Annotated in this window: 17 protein-coding genes; 12 read left to right on the top strand and 5 right to left on the bottom strand. The window is 48.4% G+C overall.

Features of this window, described 5'->3' with window-relative positions; genetic code table 11:
* Window positions 1–96 precede the first annotated feature (96 nt).
* Window positions 97–1,044, top strand: coding sequence for a porin (locus MHM95_RS06540; RefSeq protein ID WP_138509588.1), 948 nt, complete (start codon window positions 97–99; stop codon window positions 1,042–1,044).
* 11 nt (window positions 1,045–1,055) lie between these two features.
* Window positions 1,056–2,504, top strand: a complete 1,449-nt coding sequence (locus tag MHM95_RS06535) for an SLC13 family permease (RefSeq protein WP_235418712.1) — start codon at window positions 1,056–1,058, stop codon at window positions 2,502–2,504.
* A gap of 57 nt (window positions 2,505–2,561) precedes the next feature.
* Here MHM95_RS06535 and MHM95_RS18865 read toward each other — a convergent pair whose 3' ends face one another.
* The 5 genes from MHM95_RS18865 to MHM95_RS06510 form a co-directional block, all read right to left on the bottom strand.
* On the bottom strand, window positions 2,562–4,055 hold the full coding sequence (locus tag MHM95_RS18865; protein ID WP_239384757.1) for a VCBS repeat-containing protein: 1,494 nt from the start codon (window positions 4,053–4,055) through the stop codon (window positions 2,562–2,564).
* Between the two features lie 146 nt (window positions 4,056–4,201).
* A complete protein-coding gene (locus MHM95_RS06525; RefSeq protein ID WP_239384756.1) occupies window positions 4,202–5,551 on the bottom strand; it encodes an O-antigen ligase family protein in 1,350 nt (449 codons plus the stop codon).
* A 14-nt stretch (window positions 5,552–5,565) separates the two neighbouring features.
* Window positions 5,566–6,054 (bottom strand): hypothetical protein, encoded by a 489-nt coding sequence (locus MHM95_RS06520; protein WP_138548842.1) that lies wholly within the window; start codon window positions 6,052–6,054, stop codon window positions 5,566–5,568.
* A gap of 17 nt (window positions 6,055–6,071) precedes the next feature.
* Window positions 6,072–8,048 carry an EAL domain-containing protein gene (locus tag MHM95_RS06515; RefSeq protein ID WP_022945833.1) on the bottom strand — a complete coding sequence of 659 codons (1,977 nt, stop codon included), beginning with the start codon at window positions 8,046–8,048 and terminating at the stop codon, window positions 6,072–6,074.
* A gap of 7 nt (window positions 8,049–8,055) precedes the next feature.
* Window positions 8,056–8,658, bottom strand: coding sequence for a transglutaminase-like cysteine peptidase (locus MHM95_RS06510; RefSeq protein WP_022945834.1), 603 nt, complete (start codon window positions 8,656–8,658; stop codon window positions 8,056–8,058).
* A gap of 292 nt (window positions 8,659–8,950) precedes the next feature.
* On the opposite strand from MHM95_RS06510, the gene galU reads away from it, so the two are divergent.
* Genes galU through MHM95_RS06460 form a run of 10 tightly spaced genes read left to right on the top strand, consistent with a single transcriptional unit; the run spans window position 8,951 to window position 19,812 of the window.
* Window positions 8,951–9,877 carry a UTP--glucose-1-phosphate uridylyltransferase GalU gene (galU, locus tag MHM95_RS06505; protein WP_239384755.1) on the top strand — a complete coding sequence of 309 codons (927 nt, stop codon included), beginning with the start codon at window positions 8,951–8,953 and terminating at the stop codon, window positions 9,875–9,877.
* Between the two features lie 36 nt (window positions 9,878–9,913).
* A complete protein-coding gene (gene wecB / locus MHM95_RS06500) occupies window positions 9,914–11,047 on the top strand; it encodes a UDP-N-acetylglucosamine 2-epimerase (non-hydrolyzing) (protein WP_239384754.1) in 1,134 nt (377 codons plus the stop codon).
* A gap of 11 nt (window positions 11,048–11,058) precedes the next feature.
* Window positions 11,059–12,312, top strand: coding sequence for a UDP-N-acetyl-D-mannosamine dehydrogenase (gene wecC, locus MHM95_RS06495; RefSeq protein ID WP_239384753.1), 1,254 nt, complete (start codon window positions 11,059–11,061; stop codon window positions 12,310–12,312).
* Complete coding sequence (locus tag MHM95_RS06490) at window positions 12,312–12,857, top strand: serine acetyltransferase (protein ID WP_275441894.1); 546 nt, start codon at window positions 12,312–12,314, stop codon at window positions 12,855–12,857. The genes wecC and MHM95_RS06490 overlap by 1 nt, the downstream gene beginning before the upstream one ends.
* Entirely contained in the window at window positions 12,854–14,002 is a 1,149-nt protein-coding gene (locus tag MHM95_RS06485) for a VpsD family glycosyltransferase (RefSeq protein WP_239384751.1), read from the top strand. Before MHM95_RS06490 ends, MHM95_RS06485 begins: the two co-directional genes overlap by 4 nt.
* The gene (locus MHM95_RS18860; RefSeq protein WP_239384750.1) at window positions 13,995–15,413 is read left to right on the top strand and encodes a lipopolysaccharide biosynthesis protein; all 1,419 of its coding nucleotides are present in this window, start codon (window positions 13,995–13,997) and stop codon (window positions 15,411–15,413) included. Before MHM95_RS06485 ends, MHM95_RS18860 begins: the two co-directional genes overlap by 8 nt.
* Window positions 15,406–16,653, top strand: coding sequence for a VpsF family polysaccharide biosynthesis protein (locus tag MHM95_RS06475; protein WP_239384749.1), 1,248 nt, complete (start codon window positions 15,406–15,408; stop codon window positions 16,651–16,653). Before MHM95_RS18860 ends, MHM95_RS06475 begins: the two co-directional genes overlap by 8 nt.
* Window positions 16,637–17,482 carry an AAC(3) family N-acetyltransferase gene (locus MHM95_RS06470; protein ID WP_239384748.1) on the top strand — a complete coding sequence of 282 codons (846 nt, stop codon included), beginning with the start codon at window positions 16,637–16,639 and terminating at the stop codon, window positions 17,480–17,482. The genes MHM95_RS06475 and MHM95_RS06470 overlap by 17 nt, the downstream gene beginning before the upstream one ends.
* A complete protein-coding gene (locus MHM95_RS06465; protein WP_239384747.1) occupies window positions 17,479–18,486 on the top strand; it encodes a hypothetical protein in 1,008 nt (335 codons plus the stop codon). Before MHM95_RS06470 ends, MHM95_RS06465 begins: the two co-directional genes overlap by 4 nt.
* Entirely contained in the window at window positions 18,487–19,812 is a 1,326-nt protein-coding gene (locus MHM95_RS06460) for a phenylacetate--CoA ligase family protein (RefSeq protein WP_239384746.1), read from the top strand.
* The last annotated feature ends 2 nt before the right edge of the window (window positions 19,813–19,814 follow it).

The raw sequence follows: 19,814 nt of genomic DNA, 5'->3' as shown, positions 1-19,814 counted from the left end.
CATGCTTTAAGTTATGATAACTCATTGTTTATATTAGGTTATTAAAATTGGTCAGGTTCTTGAGTGTAGTGTTGCAGACAACAATAGGACAACACTATGATAAGACCAATAACATTATATTCATGCGTGATGCTTGGGGTGGCTGCACATGGCGCTGCGGCCGGCGACTACAGCATTTATGGTAAAGCACAGGTGCAACTTGAGCACACCGATAAAGGGTTGATGCGTTACACCGATAAGGGCACCCATATTGATGCGCCATTCTCGCGCATTGGCGTAAAAGGCAAGCACGATATCAGTGCGCAAGCCCAAGTGGTATATAAATACGAAGTGCAGGTGAAAGGCTTTGAAAGCGACGACACCAGCGAGCCATTCAGTGCGCGCAACACCTACTTAGGAGTGCAATCAGCTTATGGCACGGTGCTATTTGGCCGTAATGACAGCCGCTTTAAGTACAGTGAGGGCAAAATTGACCAATTCAATGAGACCCAAAGTGATATAGCGCAAACAATAGGCGGTCAAGACCGTATTGCCGATAGCATTACCTATACCTCGCCAAAGTGGGGGCAATGGCAATGGGCGCTGACTTTTGCGCCGAAAGATGACGCTAAAACCGAAAAGAACGGCGTCGCCGCCTTATTGAGTTATGGCGATCGCGCCCTAAAGCAGACCCCTTACTATTTAGCCCTAAGCTACACCGATGCCCTAGCTGATATTCAAGCGTTGCGCGTCAATGCGGTGTATCAATGGCAACGACTGCAAGGTGGGGTGCTGGTGCAGCGCAGTGAAAATTTAGCCGGTGATAAAGACGGTAATAGTGTGCTTGTGAGTTTGCGCTATTATGCAAGTGACGCATGGCAACCCAAATTGCAATATGCGCGTGATACCAGCCAGCTTCGTCACGACAGCGATAGCGAGCAGCTTTCAGCGGGTGTTGACTACGTAGTTGATAAGCAAACATCTTTTTACTTTTTAGCGACTAAACTTGAGCTCAACCAAGTCTCCGATACCAGTACTGCAATTGGACTAAAATATAAATTCTAAGAGGTCTTAGCATGTCAGATTCGAAATTTACTCAACTTCGGGGTCAACTGTTGTTGGCCTTCGGGCCATGCGTCATGTTGTTGACCTGTTTGCTCGACCCACCAGCGGGGATGTCTGTGGCTGCCTGGCGCACTACCGGCTTAACAATTTGGTTGGCATCTTGGTGGGTCAGCGAAGTGGTGCCTATTCCGGCCACCTCGTTGCTGCCTTTGGTGATTGTGCCTTTGGCTGGGATTGCACCGATTAAGGCGGTTGCAGCTCCTTACGCCCATCCTCTTATTTACCTCTTTTTAGGCGGCTTTTTACTGTCAATTGCCATGGAGCGTTGGGGGCTGCATAAACGCATTGCTTTGACTACCTTATTGCTGGCGGGCAGCAAACCAAGCTTGCAAATCATGGCGATGATGGCGGTGACCGCATTTTTATCAATGTGGATGTCAAACACCGCAACAGCCGTGATGATGCTACCGATAGCTTTATCGGTGGTCCATTTGTTAAAGGATAATGGCAGCCAATGTGATAATTTTGCCAAGGCGCTGCTATTGAGTATTGCCTATGGCGCTAGCATTGGGGGTATTGGTACCTTGATAGGCACGCCACCGAATGCCTTGATGGCTGCGTATCTAGCCGACAGTTACAATATTGAAATCGGCTTTGCTACCTGGATGATGATAGGCGTCCCTTTGTCTTTAGTGATGCTGACGTTAACCTGGCTGTGGTTAACGAAAGTGATGTATAAAGTTGATAAAACTGCCAGCCAAGTAGAGACCAAAGGCATGTTTCGCAATCAACTAGCGCAGTTAGGAGCGATGTCTCGGGCCGAGAAAAGTGTCCTCGCAGTGTTTGCCTTAGCAGCGGTGAGTTGGGTGTTGCGCCCAGTGCTCGGTGATGTCACCGGGCTGGCGATATCAGATACCGGTATTGCTATTGCTGCGGCGTTACTACTGTTTATGTTACCGGCAGAAAAGCACTCTCAAGAGCGGGTTTTAGACTGGCAAAATGCGGCAAACGTGCCTTGGGGGATTTTGTTGCTATTTGGTGGCGGCTTGACCTTAGCGGCGCAGATAAAAAGTTCAGGCCTGGCTGATTACATCGCTAATCTGCTTAGTGGGGCCAGTGCTATGCCGTTGGTGATAAGCGTTCTCGTGGTGGCCGCGTTAATTACTTTCCTAACCGAGATCACCAGCAATACGGCGACTGCCGCCGGGTTTTTGCCTTTACTTGGGCCGGTGGCAGAGTCGATTACTGGTACACCCTTAGTCTGGGTGGTGCCCGCTGCGATTGCCGCCAGTTGCGCCTTTATGATGCCGGTGGCCACGCCACCGAACGCGATTGTATTTGGCTCGGGAGAGATAAAAATTACCGATATGATCCGTGCAGGCTTTGCTTTGAATATTATTGCTATTGTGCTGATCACGCTGGCAACTCTGGTGATAGCGCCGATGGTGCTTAACTTTTAATGGTTTTCTCAGGCAGCGCGGCCATAAATAACGCGCTGCCTGTGATTACGTAGCCAGTTATTTAGCGACCAACAGGGTTAAGCGCTTGTGCAGCTTGGCACTATCGAGTTTGCCATAATAGGCGATAAGGTCGGCTTTGTTATCGCCATTGATATCGGCATGGCTAATCTGTGCTGCGGATTGTGGCAAGGCTATATCTTGACTGCTTTTGCGGGAGAAGCCGCCGTCTTTGTTACCTAAGCGATAAATAAGCTCATCACTGTCCTCAGAAAGTAGTAAATCAAGAATGCCATCGCCACTAATATCGGCGAGTTTCACCAAGGGTTCGCTGGCGCGGCCTTTGCTGATACTAAAGCCCATTTCGGTTTCATAGTCCATGCTCGGCTGTTCCGGGTAGTGTCCTTGCGCATTTTGGCGATAGAGCAGCACGTCTTGGTCAATGCTACTTGCTAGCAGCGCAGAGACTACCTGCGAGACCCCTAACTCAAAACTGGATACCATCACTTCTTTGCGACCGTCACCATCAATGTCTTGCAGCTCAAGGCCAGTGAGCGTTCCTTCTGCACGCACTGTGGTATCGGCCTGCGCACCATAACGAAGCTCGCCATCAGCGGTGTTTTTGCCATAAAATATCTCGTAGTCGTTCTTTCTATCTAGCACACCGGAGCTTTGGGTATAGCGCACCACCATATCCACTATCGCATCGCCGTTAACGTCTTCAAAGCGCTCCAACTTACGGTAGTTGAGATCGCTTTGGTCCAAAGAGCGGCCATCATCATCGAGTTGATCCCACCAGTCGATGGCGTGAATATCCTCGCGAATGGCCACTGTTTGATGGCCAAAATGGCGCTTGGCAGCAGTGTAAATGTGCAGCTGCCCGGGGGTGAGATGAACAATATCCATGCGCTCATCGTTATTAATATCTAAGGTAAAGGTTTGTGCCGGAGTCACACTTAAGCCATCGCGAGTTAATACGTTTTGGCCGGTAATAGCCAATTTGGAGAGTTTGTGCGCTTTACCTTGCTGGCTAAACCACACCTGTAGCTCATTAAAGTTAGGCAGCATCACATCAGCACTTTCATCGCCATTAAAATCAAATATAAATGGCATGCGGCGCATAAAGTTACTGCGTTGAATTTGGAATATGGAGCTGACTTCGAGATAGGACAATAACCTTGGCTCTGAAGGGCCTTGTGGATACTGATAACGACCAACATGGTCTTTGGCGAGGAAATACAGGGTCTGTTTGCCCTGCGGGTCGTTGCCAATGTCATAGGCAAAATACTGCTCACCAATGGCAAAGCGGTCCACCTGGGTTAGTGTCCCGTCAACCAACGCCAGAACGGCCACTTGCTGTGCTTTGGCGCTGCTACGGCCGATAGCGATTATCTCTTTACCCGGATGAGGCGAAATATCGGCGCTAATAGGGGCCTGAGTAATGTTAAAGTCAACATCAAGATGGTGTTCACTAAAAGCGTCAGCCCATACTGGTTTGCTTAGCAAAAGCAGTGCGGCGATGGCACTTTTAATTGGCAAGTGTCTTCCTGTCACGTTAAACCTCATTATTGTTATGTATTGTCACTGGTATTTACCTTGGGGCCAGCGACTCACGCAAGTACAGGCCCAAGATGACTTCTTTACAGTGACATAACTTTTAATGCCTCGCCAACATTCAAATGTAAGCAAGTGTATAAACGCTAATTACGGGCAAGCACGGGCGGTGATAAGGTTTTGCATAATAGCCCAATACATAACACGGTAATAAAAGTGATCGCATTGGCCATTGCTTGCAGAGAATAATCTACACTTGCGTGCAATAACATAAATATAATGGCGGCGATTGCTCCGAATGCGAGCCCCTGATAAAGCCGCGTTCTGCGCTTTTTCATTACTTGTACCGAGACCCATAAGCAACCACCAATCGCCACTGCCAAGGCAATACTAGCAGGCCAACCAAGCTCAATTAAAAACTGCAGATAGTCATTGTGGGCGTTATCGTAATAGCCTGAGTAGGGTCCTTGCTGGACACTTGGAAATACAGTGTAGAAACTCCCCGCACCATGACCTAAAAAAGGGTGTTCGAACAGCAGTGTCCATGCGTCACGAAGCACTTCATCACGGCTTTCGAAAAGCAAAGCGGTGTTACTCAAACGTTCCTTCACTTGGGAAACCCCGAACAGTGCGCCAATAAGAATGAAATCAAGCACGAAAAAACTAAAAATTAACCATTTAAATTGCTTTGAGGGCTTGCGGTAAAAAAACAGGGCTAATAAACAGGCTAAGGCCAAGGCAATGAAAAAAGCAGCATTGCCCATGCGTGAACGGGTCAGGATAAGTGCGATGACCATAACCATTAATGCTAAGCGAATCATTAGTTTGGGGCTTAACCATACTTGGATCAGACGTTTAAAGCTGAGAGGATTTTGCCCGGTGCTTAGCTGAGCTATGATGAGCCCAACGCCTAAACTTAAAACCAAACCAAGGTAATTAGCTAAAAAGTTCTGGTAGGTGAAACTACCGAAGGCTTTATCGTTGCGCTGCCACTGTAAGACTAGGCTAGGTAAGTCAGGGCTTAACACCAAAATACAGGCATAACTTGCCTGCACCAACCCAGTTATCACCAATAACACGACCAGTGCCCGCAATCGTTGATAGCTAGTGCAGTAAGTAAGCAGCAAAACGGCGTAGAGGGTCAGTGCTACCGTGACCAGCAAAGCATGCCTGGTCGCACCGGGGCTGGCGCTCAGCTTTAGTACATCCTGCATAGCCACTACAAACACACAACTTAGCATGGGGATGATAAGCCAGCGGTGCGTCTTATTTATATTCCATAGCGGTTGTTGAGTTGTCACAGCATAAGCACAATGCAAAGCGCTGACTACAGCGATAGCTAGGCACAATAATGCACTGGCCCAAAGACGAAAGCCCCCTAATACAAAGGGGGCTATAAATAAGATGATGAGTAGCAGCGCAAAGATAGCACGTGAACCATGCGCTCTAAGGCGATTATCCGAGCTTTCGGATGTCTTCAGAGACAGGCTTAACACTGAAGAATCAACGCTTATTGGTTCGACTCAGAAATTCCGCCATCCCCGCCTGAACCACCGAGACCGACGATGGGGGATGGTGCGAAGTTTGGGGCAGTTGCCGGCCCTGCTGCAGTTGCTTGTGACACTAAGGTTGCATCCATATTGTTGGCAATAGCTAACGCGGTCACATTATCAGGGTTCATGCCAGCACTGAGCGCCGCTGCAACGATATTCATGGCCTCATCTGAGGTCACGCCCACGTGGACTAGGGCTCGGGAAAATAGCTCATTGGCTGCGCTGGTATCAGCCCCAACAGCAGTGATAGCAGAATTAACCAAAGCCGCATTTAATGCTGGGTAGCGGCTCATAAGTGCGGTAATTTGTTCACTGAGTGGCTGCCCTTGGTCGATAGCCTCAGTAATAATCGCATCGCTTTTAGCGGTCGCTTCGACAGCGTGCGCATTGCCTATCATCATGGCGCATATCATCCCTATGCACAGCACTAAACCGGTCTTTTTCATGATCTACTCCTTTATCGCTATAATGTTCGTGTTTGAAAGTTGAAGATAGCCTGTTCGGGGCCTTCTTCTAATTGCATCGGCGGCTTTATGTAGTTTCCTTGTAGACCGTCAAACTGCAGCTGCATAGCTTTGTCAAAGCTCACTGCGTTTTCGATATGACAGGCAATTGTTTTTATTCCAATTCCTGTGCAAGTGGTGACAATGGAGCGTAACAAAGCAAGTGCATCATCGTTCTGCTGTAAGTCCTTGGTATAGGCCGCATCCACCTTCACGTAATCTATATTGAGGTCACGCAGATACCTAAATGAGGTAAGGCTGGAACCAAAGTGCTCTATACACACTTTAATATTGAATGCTTTCAGTCGCGCCAACACATTCTTGGCCATGGCGATGTCGGCCAATAGGGTGGCTTCACCTATTTCTAACACCGTGTTGTGGCGTAAGCACCCGTAATGATGTGCCTGACGACACACCCAAGTAATAAAGTCTTCATTGTAAAACGCCTCTTTACTTAGGTTTACTGCAAGGGCTAACTCCGTATGAGTATTACGAAAGTTAATAAAAGCTTGGAATAGCTTTTTCTCTAACTCACACGCCAAGCCGAGGCGCTCAGCCATGGCGAATAGTTGTTGGTTATCAATAGACTTCCCTTGGTCGCTAATGCGCACAAAGGTCTCAAAATAATGAGCTTGCTGCTGTTGTTGTTTGCGAACGGGTTGAAATGAGTAACTAAAATTACCTTGCTCGATAATTCTCACAATGGTCTCTCGCCACTGGCTTTGCGATTGCACTAAATTGTGTGTTTGACACATTGCCGGCTTGTCAGGGCTTGCTGTTGAAATTGCGGTATCCAGTTCACTAAGTATACTGCCCACGGTACTGCAGCTGTTAACGGAGGCGATACTCAGATGTGCAAAGCCCTTCTCATAACGATGGTGTTGCTCTTTTTGAAGGCTGTGGTGCAAGCGCGATAATGTTTCAGCAACAAAGTCGCAAGGGTAGGGCATATGAATAGTGAATGTACCACCGCTAATGCGATAGATGTGGTAGTCACCTAGGTGGGCGAGGTAGCGTTTGATGACTTCCAACACCGCGAGCACGTAGGCGTCACCTTGACGGTAGTCATGATGTTCATTAATTAATTGCAGGCTAGGCAAGGTGACCATTGCCACGCTGTGGGTATGCTCATCTTGCAGCTGTTCAGTCACTGCGCTAAGTTGGTTATCAAAGGCGCGACGATTCCCCAACCCAGTTAACTCATCACGATATGCTTGGCGGTAGTAGGCATCGCTTTGTTTGGTTAACGCATCAAAGGTACGCTGAATACTTGTCACCATGTCATTCATCGCTTTTGTGACTGAGAACAGCTCTCGAGATTTCGGACTCGCGTTGTTTTGAACAAACTGTTTTTGGCCAATGCGTTGTGCCTGCTGTTCTACTTTGCGCAGTGGCCTGAATACCGAGCGCAGCACGAAATAAGCAAGACTTAGAGCAATCACTAAAATCATTGCTGAGCTGATTGCCGCTTGTTTCACCTGCTGCCAAAGCTCGATGTATGCAGCGCCTGGATGCGTGGTAACACTTAAAAAACCTCCCACTTTCCAACCACTATTGAGCTCCTTGGTGTAGGTCGGTGCTGTGAGCTGAAATAGGCGCATAAACCATGATGGCACCCCGTGTATTTCGGGGTTGTGATTGAGGTTAACAAGCGACTTATTTTGATCATCTTTAAGCTCTATCTGAGCATAGTAACCAGAGTCAAAAATAGCTTGAACCATGGTGCGTGCCACCATCATGTCGCGCTCATTTAAATAGGGTGAAATAGCCAGACCTAAACTGGTCGCGGTATCACGAGCGTGAGTCGCCATTTGTTGCTGATAAAAGGCTTGGGTTTGTTCGCTACTAAGCTTTAACTTCACTGCAAAAGTGATTATTCCCAGTAACACGATGAGGGCGTAGACTTGAGTTTGTAAACTCATCCTTGGTTTGTTCATTGACTTTTCACTCCTTGTTCGCTGATTCCTGTTCGATCTGCTTAATCAACTCCTCCCAAGCAGACACTCGACTGCCAGTGGCTTGGCCACTGAGGTTTTGCGCTTTAGCCAACCATAATCCTTGGCCATTGAAACTATAAATCGGTTTTAAATCTTCGCGTTCACTGGCTTTGACAATACGATTATCAAAATTATCAAGTACGTAAGGCTCATCATCTTGACCATCAAAATACAGCACTACCATATGTGGTTGATCAAGCGTTAAATGGCGCACATACATTAAGCGTAGCTGCTCATCGGGGATGCCTAAACTAACCAAGGTAAAAAACTTGGCGATGGCGTAATCTTCGCAATCACCGGCACCTTGGATCAGCAGTTGAGCCGGTGTGGCCCAATAGTCACTTTGATGCCACAGCGTTTCGTCACTTTGGTAGGCCACCACGTCATTAAAGAACTGGTTGACGCTCTGCAGCTGGCGCCATGCATCTGCATGTTGCTGCATAACAAGCATCTCTAGCCAGTGTTGGGCCCGCCTTGATGCGCTAATGTTCCCTTTATTTTGCACGTACTCAACGAGCTGCTGCGGCTGCAACAATTGTCCGTAGGTCAATGCAGCCGTGCAACTTAAGGCGACTGCGACAGCAAATCTTACTGCTGTTTTGATTCCGGTTACAATTTTGCAGTCCCTTATAAGTTTGCGTTCATTCCCAGAATGATATCACTTAAATGTACAACAGGTACACGCGAAATAAAAACTTAATCTAATTCTTTGGTGCTAGTTATTGAAATCTATTTGTTAACAAGTACAATGTTTAGTACTTATCGACTAGATGTGCAGTGCCAAGGACGGAGTGGGCTCACTGAGTGTTTTGCCACTCACACCGTTTTCAAAGGAAATATATATGAAAGTGCAAAAGGCGGTATTACCGGTCGCTGGTCTCGGAACACGTATGCTCCCAGCGACCAAAGCCATCCCTAAAGAGATGCTCCCATTAGTGGACAAACCCCTTATCCAGCATGTGGTCCGTGAAGCCGTTGAGGCGGGGATCAAGGAAATTGTGCTGGTGACTCATTCCTCAAAAAACTCGGTAGAGAATCACTTTGATACCAGCTTTGAGCTCGAAGCGACGTTGGAAAAACGAGTCAAACGTAGCTTGCTCGAAGAGGTGCGCAGCATTGTGCCAGACGATGTCACTATCATTTCAGTACGCCAAGCCAAGCCGCTAGGATTAGGCCATGCGGTATTAGCAGCGCGTCCGATCGTTGGTGAAAACCCGTTCGCGGTGTTACTGCCTGATGTGATTATTGATGAGTTTGCGTGTAATTTGCGCAGCGAAAACCTTGCGCAGATGATTGCACGTTATGAGCACAGTGAGCATTCGCAAATCATGGTTGAGCCTGTAGCGGCCACTGATGTTGACAAATATGGCATCGTTGACATTGACGGTAAGACTATTCACGCGGGTGACAGCGCTGTTATTCGTGACATGGTAGAGAAACCCTCACAGCAACAAGCGCCAAGCCGTTTGGCGATAACCGGCCGTTATGTGCTCAGTGCGCAAACGTGGGAACTGCTCGAACACACGCCCCCAGGAGCCGGTGGCGAAATCCAATTAACCGATGCCCTACATCAGCTTCGCCAACTTCAAACCGTGGAGGCATTCCATTTGAAGGGTCGCTCTCATGACTGTGGCTCTAAACTCGGATACATGATTGCCAATGTGCACTATGCCATGCGCAGCCAACAGTTTGGCAGCGAATTTCAAGCTGCACTGGAAAGCATGTTAGCTATCGAGCAAGCCAAGCACAGTGCCAGCGCATCGGCATAACACCTGTTAAGCGAATTAAAAAATTAGAGGATTTATATGGCCACTAAGGTACTGAGTGTATTTGGTACACGTCCTGAGGCAATCAAAATGGCGCCGGTAGTGAAAACCTTGGCGAATGACTCTCGCTTTGAAGCGCGAGTGTGTATCACGGCACAACACCGAGAAATGCTCGATCAAGTTATGGCCCTTTTTGCCATTAAAGCCGACTATGATCTCGACATTATGCAAAAAGGGCAGTCACTCAATGATGTGACATGTCGCATTTTGCAGGGCTTAGCTCCTGTGCTTGATGAATTTAAACCCGATATCGTCTTAGTGCATGGTGATACCGCCACCACCTTTGCGGCGAGTTTGGCGGCGTTCTATCAGCAAATTCCCGTTGGTCATGTAGAGGCAGGGCTGCGCACCGGGAATTTATATTCGCCGTGGCCTGAGGAGGCGAACCGTAAGCTTACAGGCGCATTGACACAGCTGCACTTTGCGCCAACAGACACTTCAAAGAACAACTTGCTGAAGGAAAATATTGACCCGAGCAACGTGCACGTAACCGGTAATACGGTGATTGATGCGTTGCTGGATGTTGTCGATAAGGTCAATACCGAGCCAAGTCTTAGCGAACAGTTGCAGCAGCAATTGGCTTTGGCCGCAGACGAGAAAGTGATTTTAGTGACCGGGCATCGCCGAGAAAGTTTCGGTGGCGGCTTCGAGCGTATTTGTCAGGCATTGGCGCGTATTGCTAAGCGCTTTCCACAAAGCCGGATTGTTTATCCTATGCACATGAATCCGCAAGTGCGTGAGCCGGTTAATCGTCTGCTCCAAGGCTTGGAAAATATCTCACTTATTGAGCCATTGGATTACCTTCCCTTTGTTTATTTAATGAATCGTGCGCACCTTATTGTAACTGACTCTGGCGGCGTGCAAGAAGAAGCGCCAAGCCTTGGGAAACCTGTATTAGTTATGCGTGATACCACCGAACGCCCAGAAGCGGTGGCGGCGGGCACAGTCGAGCTGGTAGGCACTGATGAGCAAACCATTTTCACTGCCGTTGAACGTTTAATGACTGATGAGCAGGCCTACCAGCGCATGAGCCGTGCTCATAACCCCTACGGTGATGGTCAAGCCAGTCAACGTATTGCCGATGCCATCGGCGCTCACTTTCATGCCCAATAAGGATAGTTACTATGAATTTTGAAACAGTTTCAGTTATCGGTTTGGGCTATATTGGCCTGCCTACCGCCGCCGTTGTTGCCTCGCGTGGCATTAATGTCATTGGCGTTGATGTAAATCAGCAAGCAGTGGATACCATTAATGAAGGAAAAATCCACATCGTTGAGCCTGATTTAGACATTGTGGTACGCGGTGTGGTTGCCACCGGTAATCTGCGTGCGACGACCGAAGCTCAGCGAGCGGATGCGTTTATGGTCGCGGTGCCCACTCCCTTTAAAGACAATGACAGTGGACCAGTGGAGGCCGATTTAAGTTATATCCAAAGTGCGGCCAAAGCCATTGCGCCAGTGTTGGAAAAAGGCAATCTAGTGGTTCTTGAATCGACCTCCCCGGTTGGGGCCACCGAACAACTCGCTGCTTGGTTAAGCGAAGCGCGTCCAGATTTGAGCTTTCCACAGCAAGTGGGTGACAACGCAGATATTAAAATCGCCCATTGTCCAGAGCGTGTACTACCTGGCTATGTACTACAGGAGCTAGTTTCCAATGACCGCGTCATTGGTGGTATGTCGCAAGCGTGCTCAAAACGTGCGGTAGAGCTGTATGAAAACTTTGTTCGCGGCGAGTGTATTATCACTAATGCACGCACCGCAGAAATGGCTAAGTTAACCGAAAACTCTTTCCGCGATGTGAATATCGCCTTTGCCAACGAATTATCGTTGATCTGTGACAAGCTAAAAATCAACGTGTGGGAACTCATTCGCTTGGCCAATCGCCACCCCCGCGTCAATATCCTTAATCCCGGTCCAGGGGTGGGGGGTCACTGTATCGCAGTCGACCCTTGGTTTATTGTTAGCAGTGCTCCCGAGCAGGCAAAGCTGATTAAACAAGCGCGCTTGGTCAATGACGGCAAGCCAAGCTATGTGGTTGAGCAAATAAAGCAAGCGGCGGATGAGTTTAAGCGCCCGGTTATTGCTTGCCTTGGTCTGTCATTTAAGGCTGATATAGACGATTTACGTGAAAGCCCCGCTTTAGACATTGTCAGTGACTTAGCGCAACAACAAATCGGTGCCGTATTGGCTGTTGAACCGAACATCGATGAGCTTCCTAGTCACCTTGGTGCCCAAGGGGTTGAACTGACCTCCTTGGAGCTGGCGCTAGAGCTTGCAAATATCGTCGTTGTACTGGTTGATCATAAGCAATTTAAAAATGCCGACAAAACCGAGTTTGCCCGTAAAGTGGTGATTGATACCCGAGGTGTGTTGGCGTGATGACACCTAAGCAGCTCATTAAGGCCGATTTATATCGGCAAACCGGGCGGGTTTCTAGGGGGTTACTGATCAAGCATTTATTAGTGAACCCCTCGTTCAACTATGTGTTTTGGTTTCGCTTGTGCCGTGCTCGCAGCGCACTGGTGCGCGGCTTTGCGCGGTTGATGCATAAACATTTGTCAGTACGGTATCAGATTCAGTTACCCAAGGAAGTGCAGGTCGGGCCTGGACTGTACTTAGGTCACGGCACCGGCATTATTGTTAATGCCAGCGCCAAAATTGGCGCTAACTGTAATTTAAGCCCTTATACCGTTATTGGTTCAAACCATGGTCGCGCAGCGCATATTGGTGACAATGTATACATTGGACCACACACCAGTGTGGTTGAACACGTACACATTGGCGATGGTGCTCAAGTAGGAGCGGGAGCTGTGGTGATCAAGGATGTACCTGCTCATGCCACCGTTGTCGGAAACCCAGCTAAAGTGGTGCGCGAACATGGTGAGGCAACCTATATTGCAAATCCAGTGCAGGTTAATTCATGACCCAAGTAATGATTGTTGCACCGTTAAGCACCATTGAATGGGGCAGCGATAACGCTGGGGGCGTCGATAGTGTGTGCCAGCAGTTACTACAAGCACTCATAGCGACGCCAACGCCCGGGTGTCAGTACGAAGTGCTCGCGTTGAAAGTTGGTCAGTCTTCAGCAGAGTATTTCACGCGTTATCGCCTAAGCGAACAAGTGCATGTGACCTTTGTTCCTAGCAAGGGCAAGATCGCGGGTGTGCCAGTGCCTGGAGTGATTTATCAGTGCTGGCAAGTGCGCAAGTTTTTCCGGGCGCACCGTGCGGATGTGGTGCACAGTCATTATTGGTCGCTGTTGCTTGGCGTGCCCAAGCACATTGCGAAAATGGTGACAGTGCATTCGTTCGGAAAGTTAGGGCGTAAGTCAGTGTCCATGCTCAATGACTTGCTCTATGAGCGTATTCTGCCGAGCTTGTCACGCCATAGGGCGAATAAAGTTACCTGTGTAGGCGAGCAGCTACGACTGTGTATTGCCCAGCAAACGGGAATAAATGCAGAGGTCGTAGCAAATCCCATTAATCCCACTTTTTTTGTAGTAAATACAGCGTCAATAGAGAAGTTTAACACCCCCACCTTAGTGACCTGTGCAATGATCCACCGGAAAAAAGGCATTCATGTCGCTATTGATATTGTGGCGAAGCTAAATCAAAGCCGTGTGGTGAATTTGTGCATTATCGGCCCGGTACGTGATCATGACTATAAAGCAGAGTTAGACGCTCAAATCGAGCGACTTGGGATCTCGACTAACGTGCAATTTACCGGTGCCTTATCAATGTCTGAAGTGGCGCAGCATTATGGCAAAGCACATGTGGGCTTGTTTTGTTCACAAGAGGAAACTTTTGGCTTGGCCCCTTTGGAAATGATCGCTGCTGGCCTTAACGTGGTCTCTACGCGCGTGGGTGTATTGGCTGAGCAGCCACAGTTATTCATCAGTGCGGGGGGCGCCTTTATCGATAGCAATGATATCGACGCTGCGGTGCAAAAGGTTACTCAGGTGCTCGAGGGACGGGGCAGTGCTGAGCCTCAGCTCATTGCCGACGCTTTTTCGGCGCAACGAGTCAATGCCCAGTATCAGCAGTTGTACAAGGAGCTAGCGGGTGTTTAATAAGTTACTCAGCTACGCCCCAGTACAGATATTTTCAGCATTGAGTGTGTTTGCGCTCATAGCCATACAAACTCGGTTTCTCGCGGTAAGCGAATACGGTCTTTTGGCAGTACTGCTGGTGATCATGGAAAGCACACGCTCTATGTTTGCGCAGTGGATTAACACTGCACTGCTACGCTTTTACCCCAGTGCACAAAGTCCAGAGCGTGAACAACTTTTGTGTCTCAGTAGCTCGTTGTTATGGTTATTTGCAGCGGTAGCGGTACTGGTTGTAGCTTTATGCTTGTGGGTGTTTTCGCTGTTTTCATGGAGCAATATGCTTTGGGTTGCTCTGCTGTTCGTTGCCAAAGGAACATACACCTACTACCTTGAGCGCGCTCGAGTGTGTGAGCAAGTTAATCGTTATCGTTATGCGGCCTTGACCCAAGCGGTGTTATCCGTGGTGCTTACCTTAGGTTGCCTGTGGCTTGATGGTGCCCTGAATAGCGCCTTAATTGCTTTGGTAGCGAGTAACGCCATCGCCTTGTTATTTACTTTGCGTAGAAATCCTCAAGGACATAAGGGCACACCGGAGCTGCGCCGAGAGTTTCTGCACTATGGTTTGCCTTTTATGTTTACCGGTGCCCTCGGAGTATTGGCAACACGCAGTGACCGTATCGTCATTGCTCAGCTTACCTCGTTAGAGCAAGCGGGGCTCTACGCTGGCATAGCCAACCTGTTAGTGGGCTTAATGGCACTGGTGTTTATGGTCGTGGCTTTGCCGTTGTATCCAGAGCTGACCAAACTCACTGACAAACCGCAGCAATTGCGTCAGGCTCATAGCCGCTATGGTGGGTATTTGTGTGCGTTAGCGATACCGGCGCTTACCGGGCTGTGTTTACTGGCACAGCCACTGATCACTGTGTTTTTAGGTGAGCGCTATCAGCAGCTAGATTTACGCGTATTTTATGCTATTGCCGCCGCCACCTTTATTTTGAATCTACGCGGCCACTATTTAGACCATGGCTTACAGTTTAGGTTGCGCACTCAATGGCTACCGCTTATCACTGCTGTAGGCTTTGCCTTGCAGCTCGCTTTAGCATTTACATGGGTACCCAAGCTAGGTGCGTTAGGTGCAGCATTGGCGTTGCTTATTGCTATGTGTGTTGCAGCCTTGCTGTCGTTGATAACTGGGCGTTATTACCGTTACCACTTTACCTGGCCAGCACAGCTTTATAAAACGCTACTGGCGACAACGGTGATGGGCACAGTGCTTTATACATTGTTGAGCACCCTTGTATCACTTGCGCCTTGGCAGCAGCTTGTTATTGGTGTACTGGCAGGGATCACGACCTATGTGCTGATGCACTGGTTACTCAATACTTTCGCTATACGTAGCCAAAGCCTCAACTGGAGGCGGCGCAGTGTCTGAGATTAAATTAGCAAAATACCTACAATTAGCCTTATTCAGTGCAGTGGTACTCGGTGGCTACCTGCTTGAAAACCTCGGTATCGCCTATGTATCAGAAGGCGGCTCGCCGGTGGTTAAAATACACCTTTATGCATACATTTTACTGGCGTTATTTGGGTTATTGGTGTTGAGCAGAGGCATGGCAGCAAGTGTTGCTGAATTAGGTCAGTTAGCGTCTATTTGGTGGTGGTCATTTATCGCTCTAAGCGCTGTTATCGTCTATGGCCTAGCCACACAAGGCACGTCAGGCATGGCCTATATGGTTAATACCTTTTTAGCGCCATTGTTGTTGTTAGTACTACTAGCGCAATTATCACACTCGCAGTTGCAGCGTATTTTGGTGCTACTTGCTTACTTGTTGCTGTTTAATTCCTTACTTGCCGTGGGGGAGTACGTATTAAATACTCGTATAGTAAGCGTTGAGTTTGACTCCTTTGCTTTTTTTCGCTCAACCGCATTGATGACGCACCCCCTGAACAATGCCCTGATCACCGTGGCTTTAGCCTTGTTGCTCTGCTCCTACACTCGACTCCCGGCTTTTGCTTATATCGGGCTCGTGATCTTGGCGCTGTTTGCTTTTGGTGGGCGGGCAGCGTTAGCACTCTTTTGCCTTGGCGCCTTAGTGTGTGCCGTGCCCGCATTGTGGCGATTTTTAACCCGTGGTGTGGCCGTTGACAGGCGGTACCTAGCGGTACTTATGATGCTCGGCTATTTCGCCTTTATTGCTTTTATTGTGGTGCTTATTGAGTCGGGGATCACCGAACGTATCGCTTCGAAAATGTATATCGATCACAGTGCTACAGCGCGTTTAGATGTGTTTTATCTGCTTGAGCAGTTGAGCCCAAAAGAGTGGGTGTTCGGCGCCTCAGCGAGTTTGATGGCGGCTATCGAGTTTTATATTGATATCTCGGTTATTGAAAACTACCTCGTAGGATGGATTTTTAATTTTGGCTTGATTGGGGCTGTGCCGCTTTTTATCGCCGCTTTCTTGCCCCTAGGTTATTTCTTTTATCACGGGAACTTAGTCAGCCGTACCGCGATTGGCGTGTTTATGGTTGTGGGGGTAACCAATAACTCATTAACAACAAAAACACCGGTATTGTTACTACTTTACTGTGCCTTGTTCTGTGCTTTAAAACTTCAACAAAAAGCCCAACAATCCATTCGGGCCCAAGGAGCTCCACATGCTTGCGCGACTTAAGTCATCGTCTATTTATGCCCATTTACGGCAAATAAAGTACCGTCGCCAACGTCAGGCTTTAAACGCGCAACCTAAAACCACGCTGGCGCAGATGCGAGCGGTGTTGCTTGACGATTTGCACATAGCGCAAGGGGATGCATTGTTAGTGCACTGTGGTTTTGGGTTTTTGCATGCTGATTTTACTCCCCAGCAATTGCTCGAGCTACTAAAGCAAATTGTCGGCCCTACAGGGACCTTGGCCATGCCATTTTACCCGCCAGGGTTGTCGCAAGATTGGCTAAAGGCCGGGCGTATTTTTGATAGCGCACATGTGCGCTGTGGCACCGGGGTATTGGCGCAAACTCTAGCTGATGATGAGCACAGTCACATCAGCATCCACCCTATCAAAGCCGTTGTCGCTTGGGGCCAGCACAGCCGACTAATTACCGCTCAACACCAGCGCAGCCAGACGCCTTATGATGCACATAGCCCTTATTATTTGCTGGCACAATTGGAGCACTCCAAGTCCATCGGTTTGGGAGTACGTAATTGTTCGATGGTGCACTGCGCTGAAGACCTGTACGAGCAAGACATGGGGTATCTCTATGGTGACAAGCCCTTTGCAGCCACGGTGATTAATGAAGGCAAACAACATAGCGTAACCACTTTTGTGCATGACATTCGCGAGCCGCTGATGGAGTCGAGCACATTTTTTGATTTGCATTGTCCCCAATTGGTTACCTTAAGTCAGCGTTTAGTTTCGCCTTGTTATGCTATCGACAACTCTAAACTGTTGCCGCAATGCCAGCAGCTATTCGCGCAAAACATCTCAAGGAAGAAGAGCCAATGAAGTACATTTTGACGTTTGATTATGAGTTGTTTGGCAGTGGCAAGGGCGATGTGCTTAAGCACTTGGTCACGCCTACAGACAAAATGCTCAAAACCATGCAACGTTTGGGAATACGCGCTACTTTTTTCATCGAATATCTTGAGCTCGAAGCGATTTTTAAAGAGGCCGACAGCGGCAACCCTGTTTTTATCGACGATGCCAAGCATATTAAAGCCCAGCTCGAGCGTATGGTGTCTCTAGGTCACGACTTACAATTACACCTGCACCCTCAATGGTATCAAGCACAGTACCGTCAAGGACAATGGCAGCTCAACTTTGACTGGTGGCGATTTTCTGCCTTGCCTTATCGCACCAGTGCTGATGGCACCCCAGGTCAGCTTGATTTATTGCTCGCCGGTAAAGCCTTTCTGGAAGCATTAATTCAGCCCCTCAACAGCGAATATCGTTGTCATGCCTTTCGTGCCGGTGGCTACAATATCGGCTTTAATTCGCAGAGTGTGAAAGCACTAAGCGCAGCAGGCTTTGATACAGAATCATCTTTGTGCCCGGGCTTTTATGCCAATAAGGCCTTGTGTCAATACGACTATACCGACTGTGATTCATTCTTACCTCATCCTATGCACGGCAGTGATGAACCTACACAAGTCATCGAGTACCCGTTGCTTACGCTGCGCAGCTCGTTACCAGGAAAAATCTCTCTGGCGCGTCTATACACGCGGTTAGTTAATAAAAAATTAAAGCGCATTGGTTATCAGCGTAGCGTTAAGCCGGCTGCCCCTTTGCAGCCACACAAATTGACAAACAGTAACTTCGATGTGTGTCTAAGTAGCCGAGCACAAGTACAGCGATTTTTAGCTTTGGCGCAGCAAAAGTGCTTGTCTACCACCGTACTTATTGGACATGCCAAAGACTATTCATGGTTTTCTCCTTTTGCATACACGCTTAAACGAGCACAGCGTCAAGGTCAATTTATCACTCTCTCAGATGCGCGGGGGACGGTGTAAATGTATACCTCTCGTATGTACAAGCGCAGTCCGATTTGGCTGCAAAATGTGTTGGCCTCGGTCTATGGTGGTTTGCGTCAGAAGCTGCGGGATAACCGACACACTCGCTCGCTAACAGCGCAGCTTGAACAGTTGCAATACGATGCGCACAAATGCGATGCCTATCGCCAAGCGCGGCTTAAAAAGATGCTTACACACGCGGCTCGCCGAGTCCCTTTTTATCGCGATAAAGGCACTGATTTAGGGCAATACAGTGTGATTGATAAAGCCACTGTCAAAGCTCAGCACCGTGATTTTCTAGACTCTGAACATCAAGGGGTCAAGATCAAAGGGGCAACCAGTGGTACCACAGGCAGTCCTTTAGTGATTTACCAATCGAAAGAATCGGTCATGCGTGAGCGAGCTTTTACTAATCGCCACCGACAGTGGGCGGGGTATCAAAAAGGAGATAAGCGAGCGTGGCTTCGTGGAGATATGATCGTCCCAAGTGAGCAACGAAAGGCGCCGTTTTGGCGTTATTCGTGGTTCGAAGATATGATCATGCTGTCTTCCTTTCATTTAACCACAGCTAATATGGCGAGCTACATCGACGCCATGGTCGAGTTTGGTGTCGATGTTATCCAAGCCTACCCGTCGTCGATTGTCAGCTTGGCAAAATATTTACAAAGTTGTGATACCTACTACCCCGCGCCATTAAAGTCAGTCATCACTTCATCAGAATCTTTAAGCGCCGAAGACAGAGCCCTGATTGAGTCACGCTTTAAGTGCAAAGTATTTGATTGGTATGGTCTATTTGAGCGTGTTGCAGCGATAGCCAATTGTGAGCATGGTAACTATCACCTTCTCAACGATTACGCTGAAGTTGAGCTGCACCATATCGATGGTAATCGTTATGAACTGATCGGTAGCAACCTTAACAACTCTTTATTTCCACTCATTCGCTATCGCACGGGCGATTTTGTCCAGCTTAGCGATGAACAAAGCTGTCCCTGTGGTCGTCATTATCCTGTTATCAGCGCCATTGAGGGCCGCCAAGGGGATTACTTGGTGGCTGAACAAGGGCAGAAGGTTTACGTGCTTAACCATATTCCCAAAGGGGTTGACGGCTTACTGGGGTGTCAGTTTGTGCAACACCGCCCAGGCGCGCTCGAGGTTAGAGTGCAAATAGATGATAGGCGCTTTGATGAGCACCAGCGCCAGCAATTAATAAGCAATACCAAGGAGCGCTTGGGTCAAAGCATGCAGGTGAAAGTAACACCGGTATCGCAACTAGAAAAAACCGCATCGGGCAAGGTACGCCAAGCGCTTTGTAGCATTGAGGAATGAGG

Origin of the sequence: Pseudoalteromonas sp. CnMc7-15, from assembly GCF_022347925.1 — a bacterium.
Classification (GTDB): Bacteria; Pseudomonadota; Gammaproteobacteria; order Enterobacterales; family Alteromonadaceae; genus Pseudoalteromonas; species Pseudoalteromonas ruthenica.
This window is presented reverse-complemented; position numbering and strand designations above follow the sequence as displayed.

Coding starts and splice junctions, on each gene's coding strand:
- MHM95_RS06515 (WP_022945833.1), bottom strand. CDS start 8,048: ATGAACAAACCAAGGATGAGTTTACAAACTCAAGTCTACGCCCTCATC.
- MHM95_RS06540 (WP_138509588.1), top strand. CDS start 97: ATGATAAGACCAATAACATTATATTCATGCGTGATGCTTGGGGTGGCT.
- wecB (WP_239384754.1), top strand. CDS start 9,914: ATGGCCACTAAGGTACTGAGTGTATTTGGTACACGTCCTGAGGCAATC.
- MHM95_RS06485 (WP_239384751.1), top strand. CDS start 12,854: ATGACCCAAGTAATGATTGTTGCACCGTTAAGCACCATTGAATGGGGC.
- MHM95_RS06520 (WP_138548842.1), bottom strand. CDS start 6,054: ATGAAAAAGACCGGTTTAGTGCTGTGCATAGGGATGATATGCGCCATG.
- MHM95_RS06460 (WP_239384746.1), top strand. CDS start 18,487: ATGTATACCTCTCGTATGTACAAGCGCAGTCCGATTTGGCTGCAAAAT.
- wecC (WP_239384753.1), top strand. CDS start 11,059: ATGAATTTTGAAACAGTTTCAGTTATCGGTTTGGGCTATATTGGCCTG.
- MHM95_RS06490 (WP_275441894.1), top strand. CDS start 12,312: ATGACACCTAAGCAGCTCATTAAGGCCGATTTATATCGGCAAACCGGG.
- MHM95_RS06535 (WP_235418712.1), top strand. CDS start 1,056: ATGTCAGATTCGAAATTTACTCAACTTCGGGGTCAACTGTTGTTGGCC.
- MHM95_RS06465 (WP_239384747.1), top strand. CDS start 17,479: ATGAAGTACATTTTGACGTTTGATTATGAGTTGTTTGGCAGTGGCAAG.
- MHM95_RS06470 (WP_239384748.1), top strand. CDS start 16,637: ATGCTTGCGCGACTTAAGTCATCGTCTATTTATGCCCATTTACGGCAA.
- galU (WP_239384755.1), top strand. CDS start 8,951: ATGAAAGTGCAAAAGGCGGTATTACCGGTCGCTGGTCTCGGAACACGT.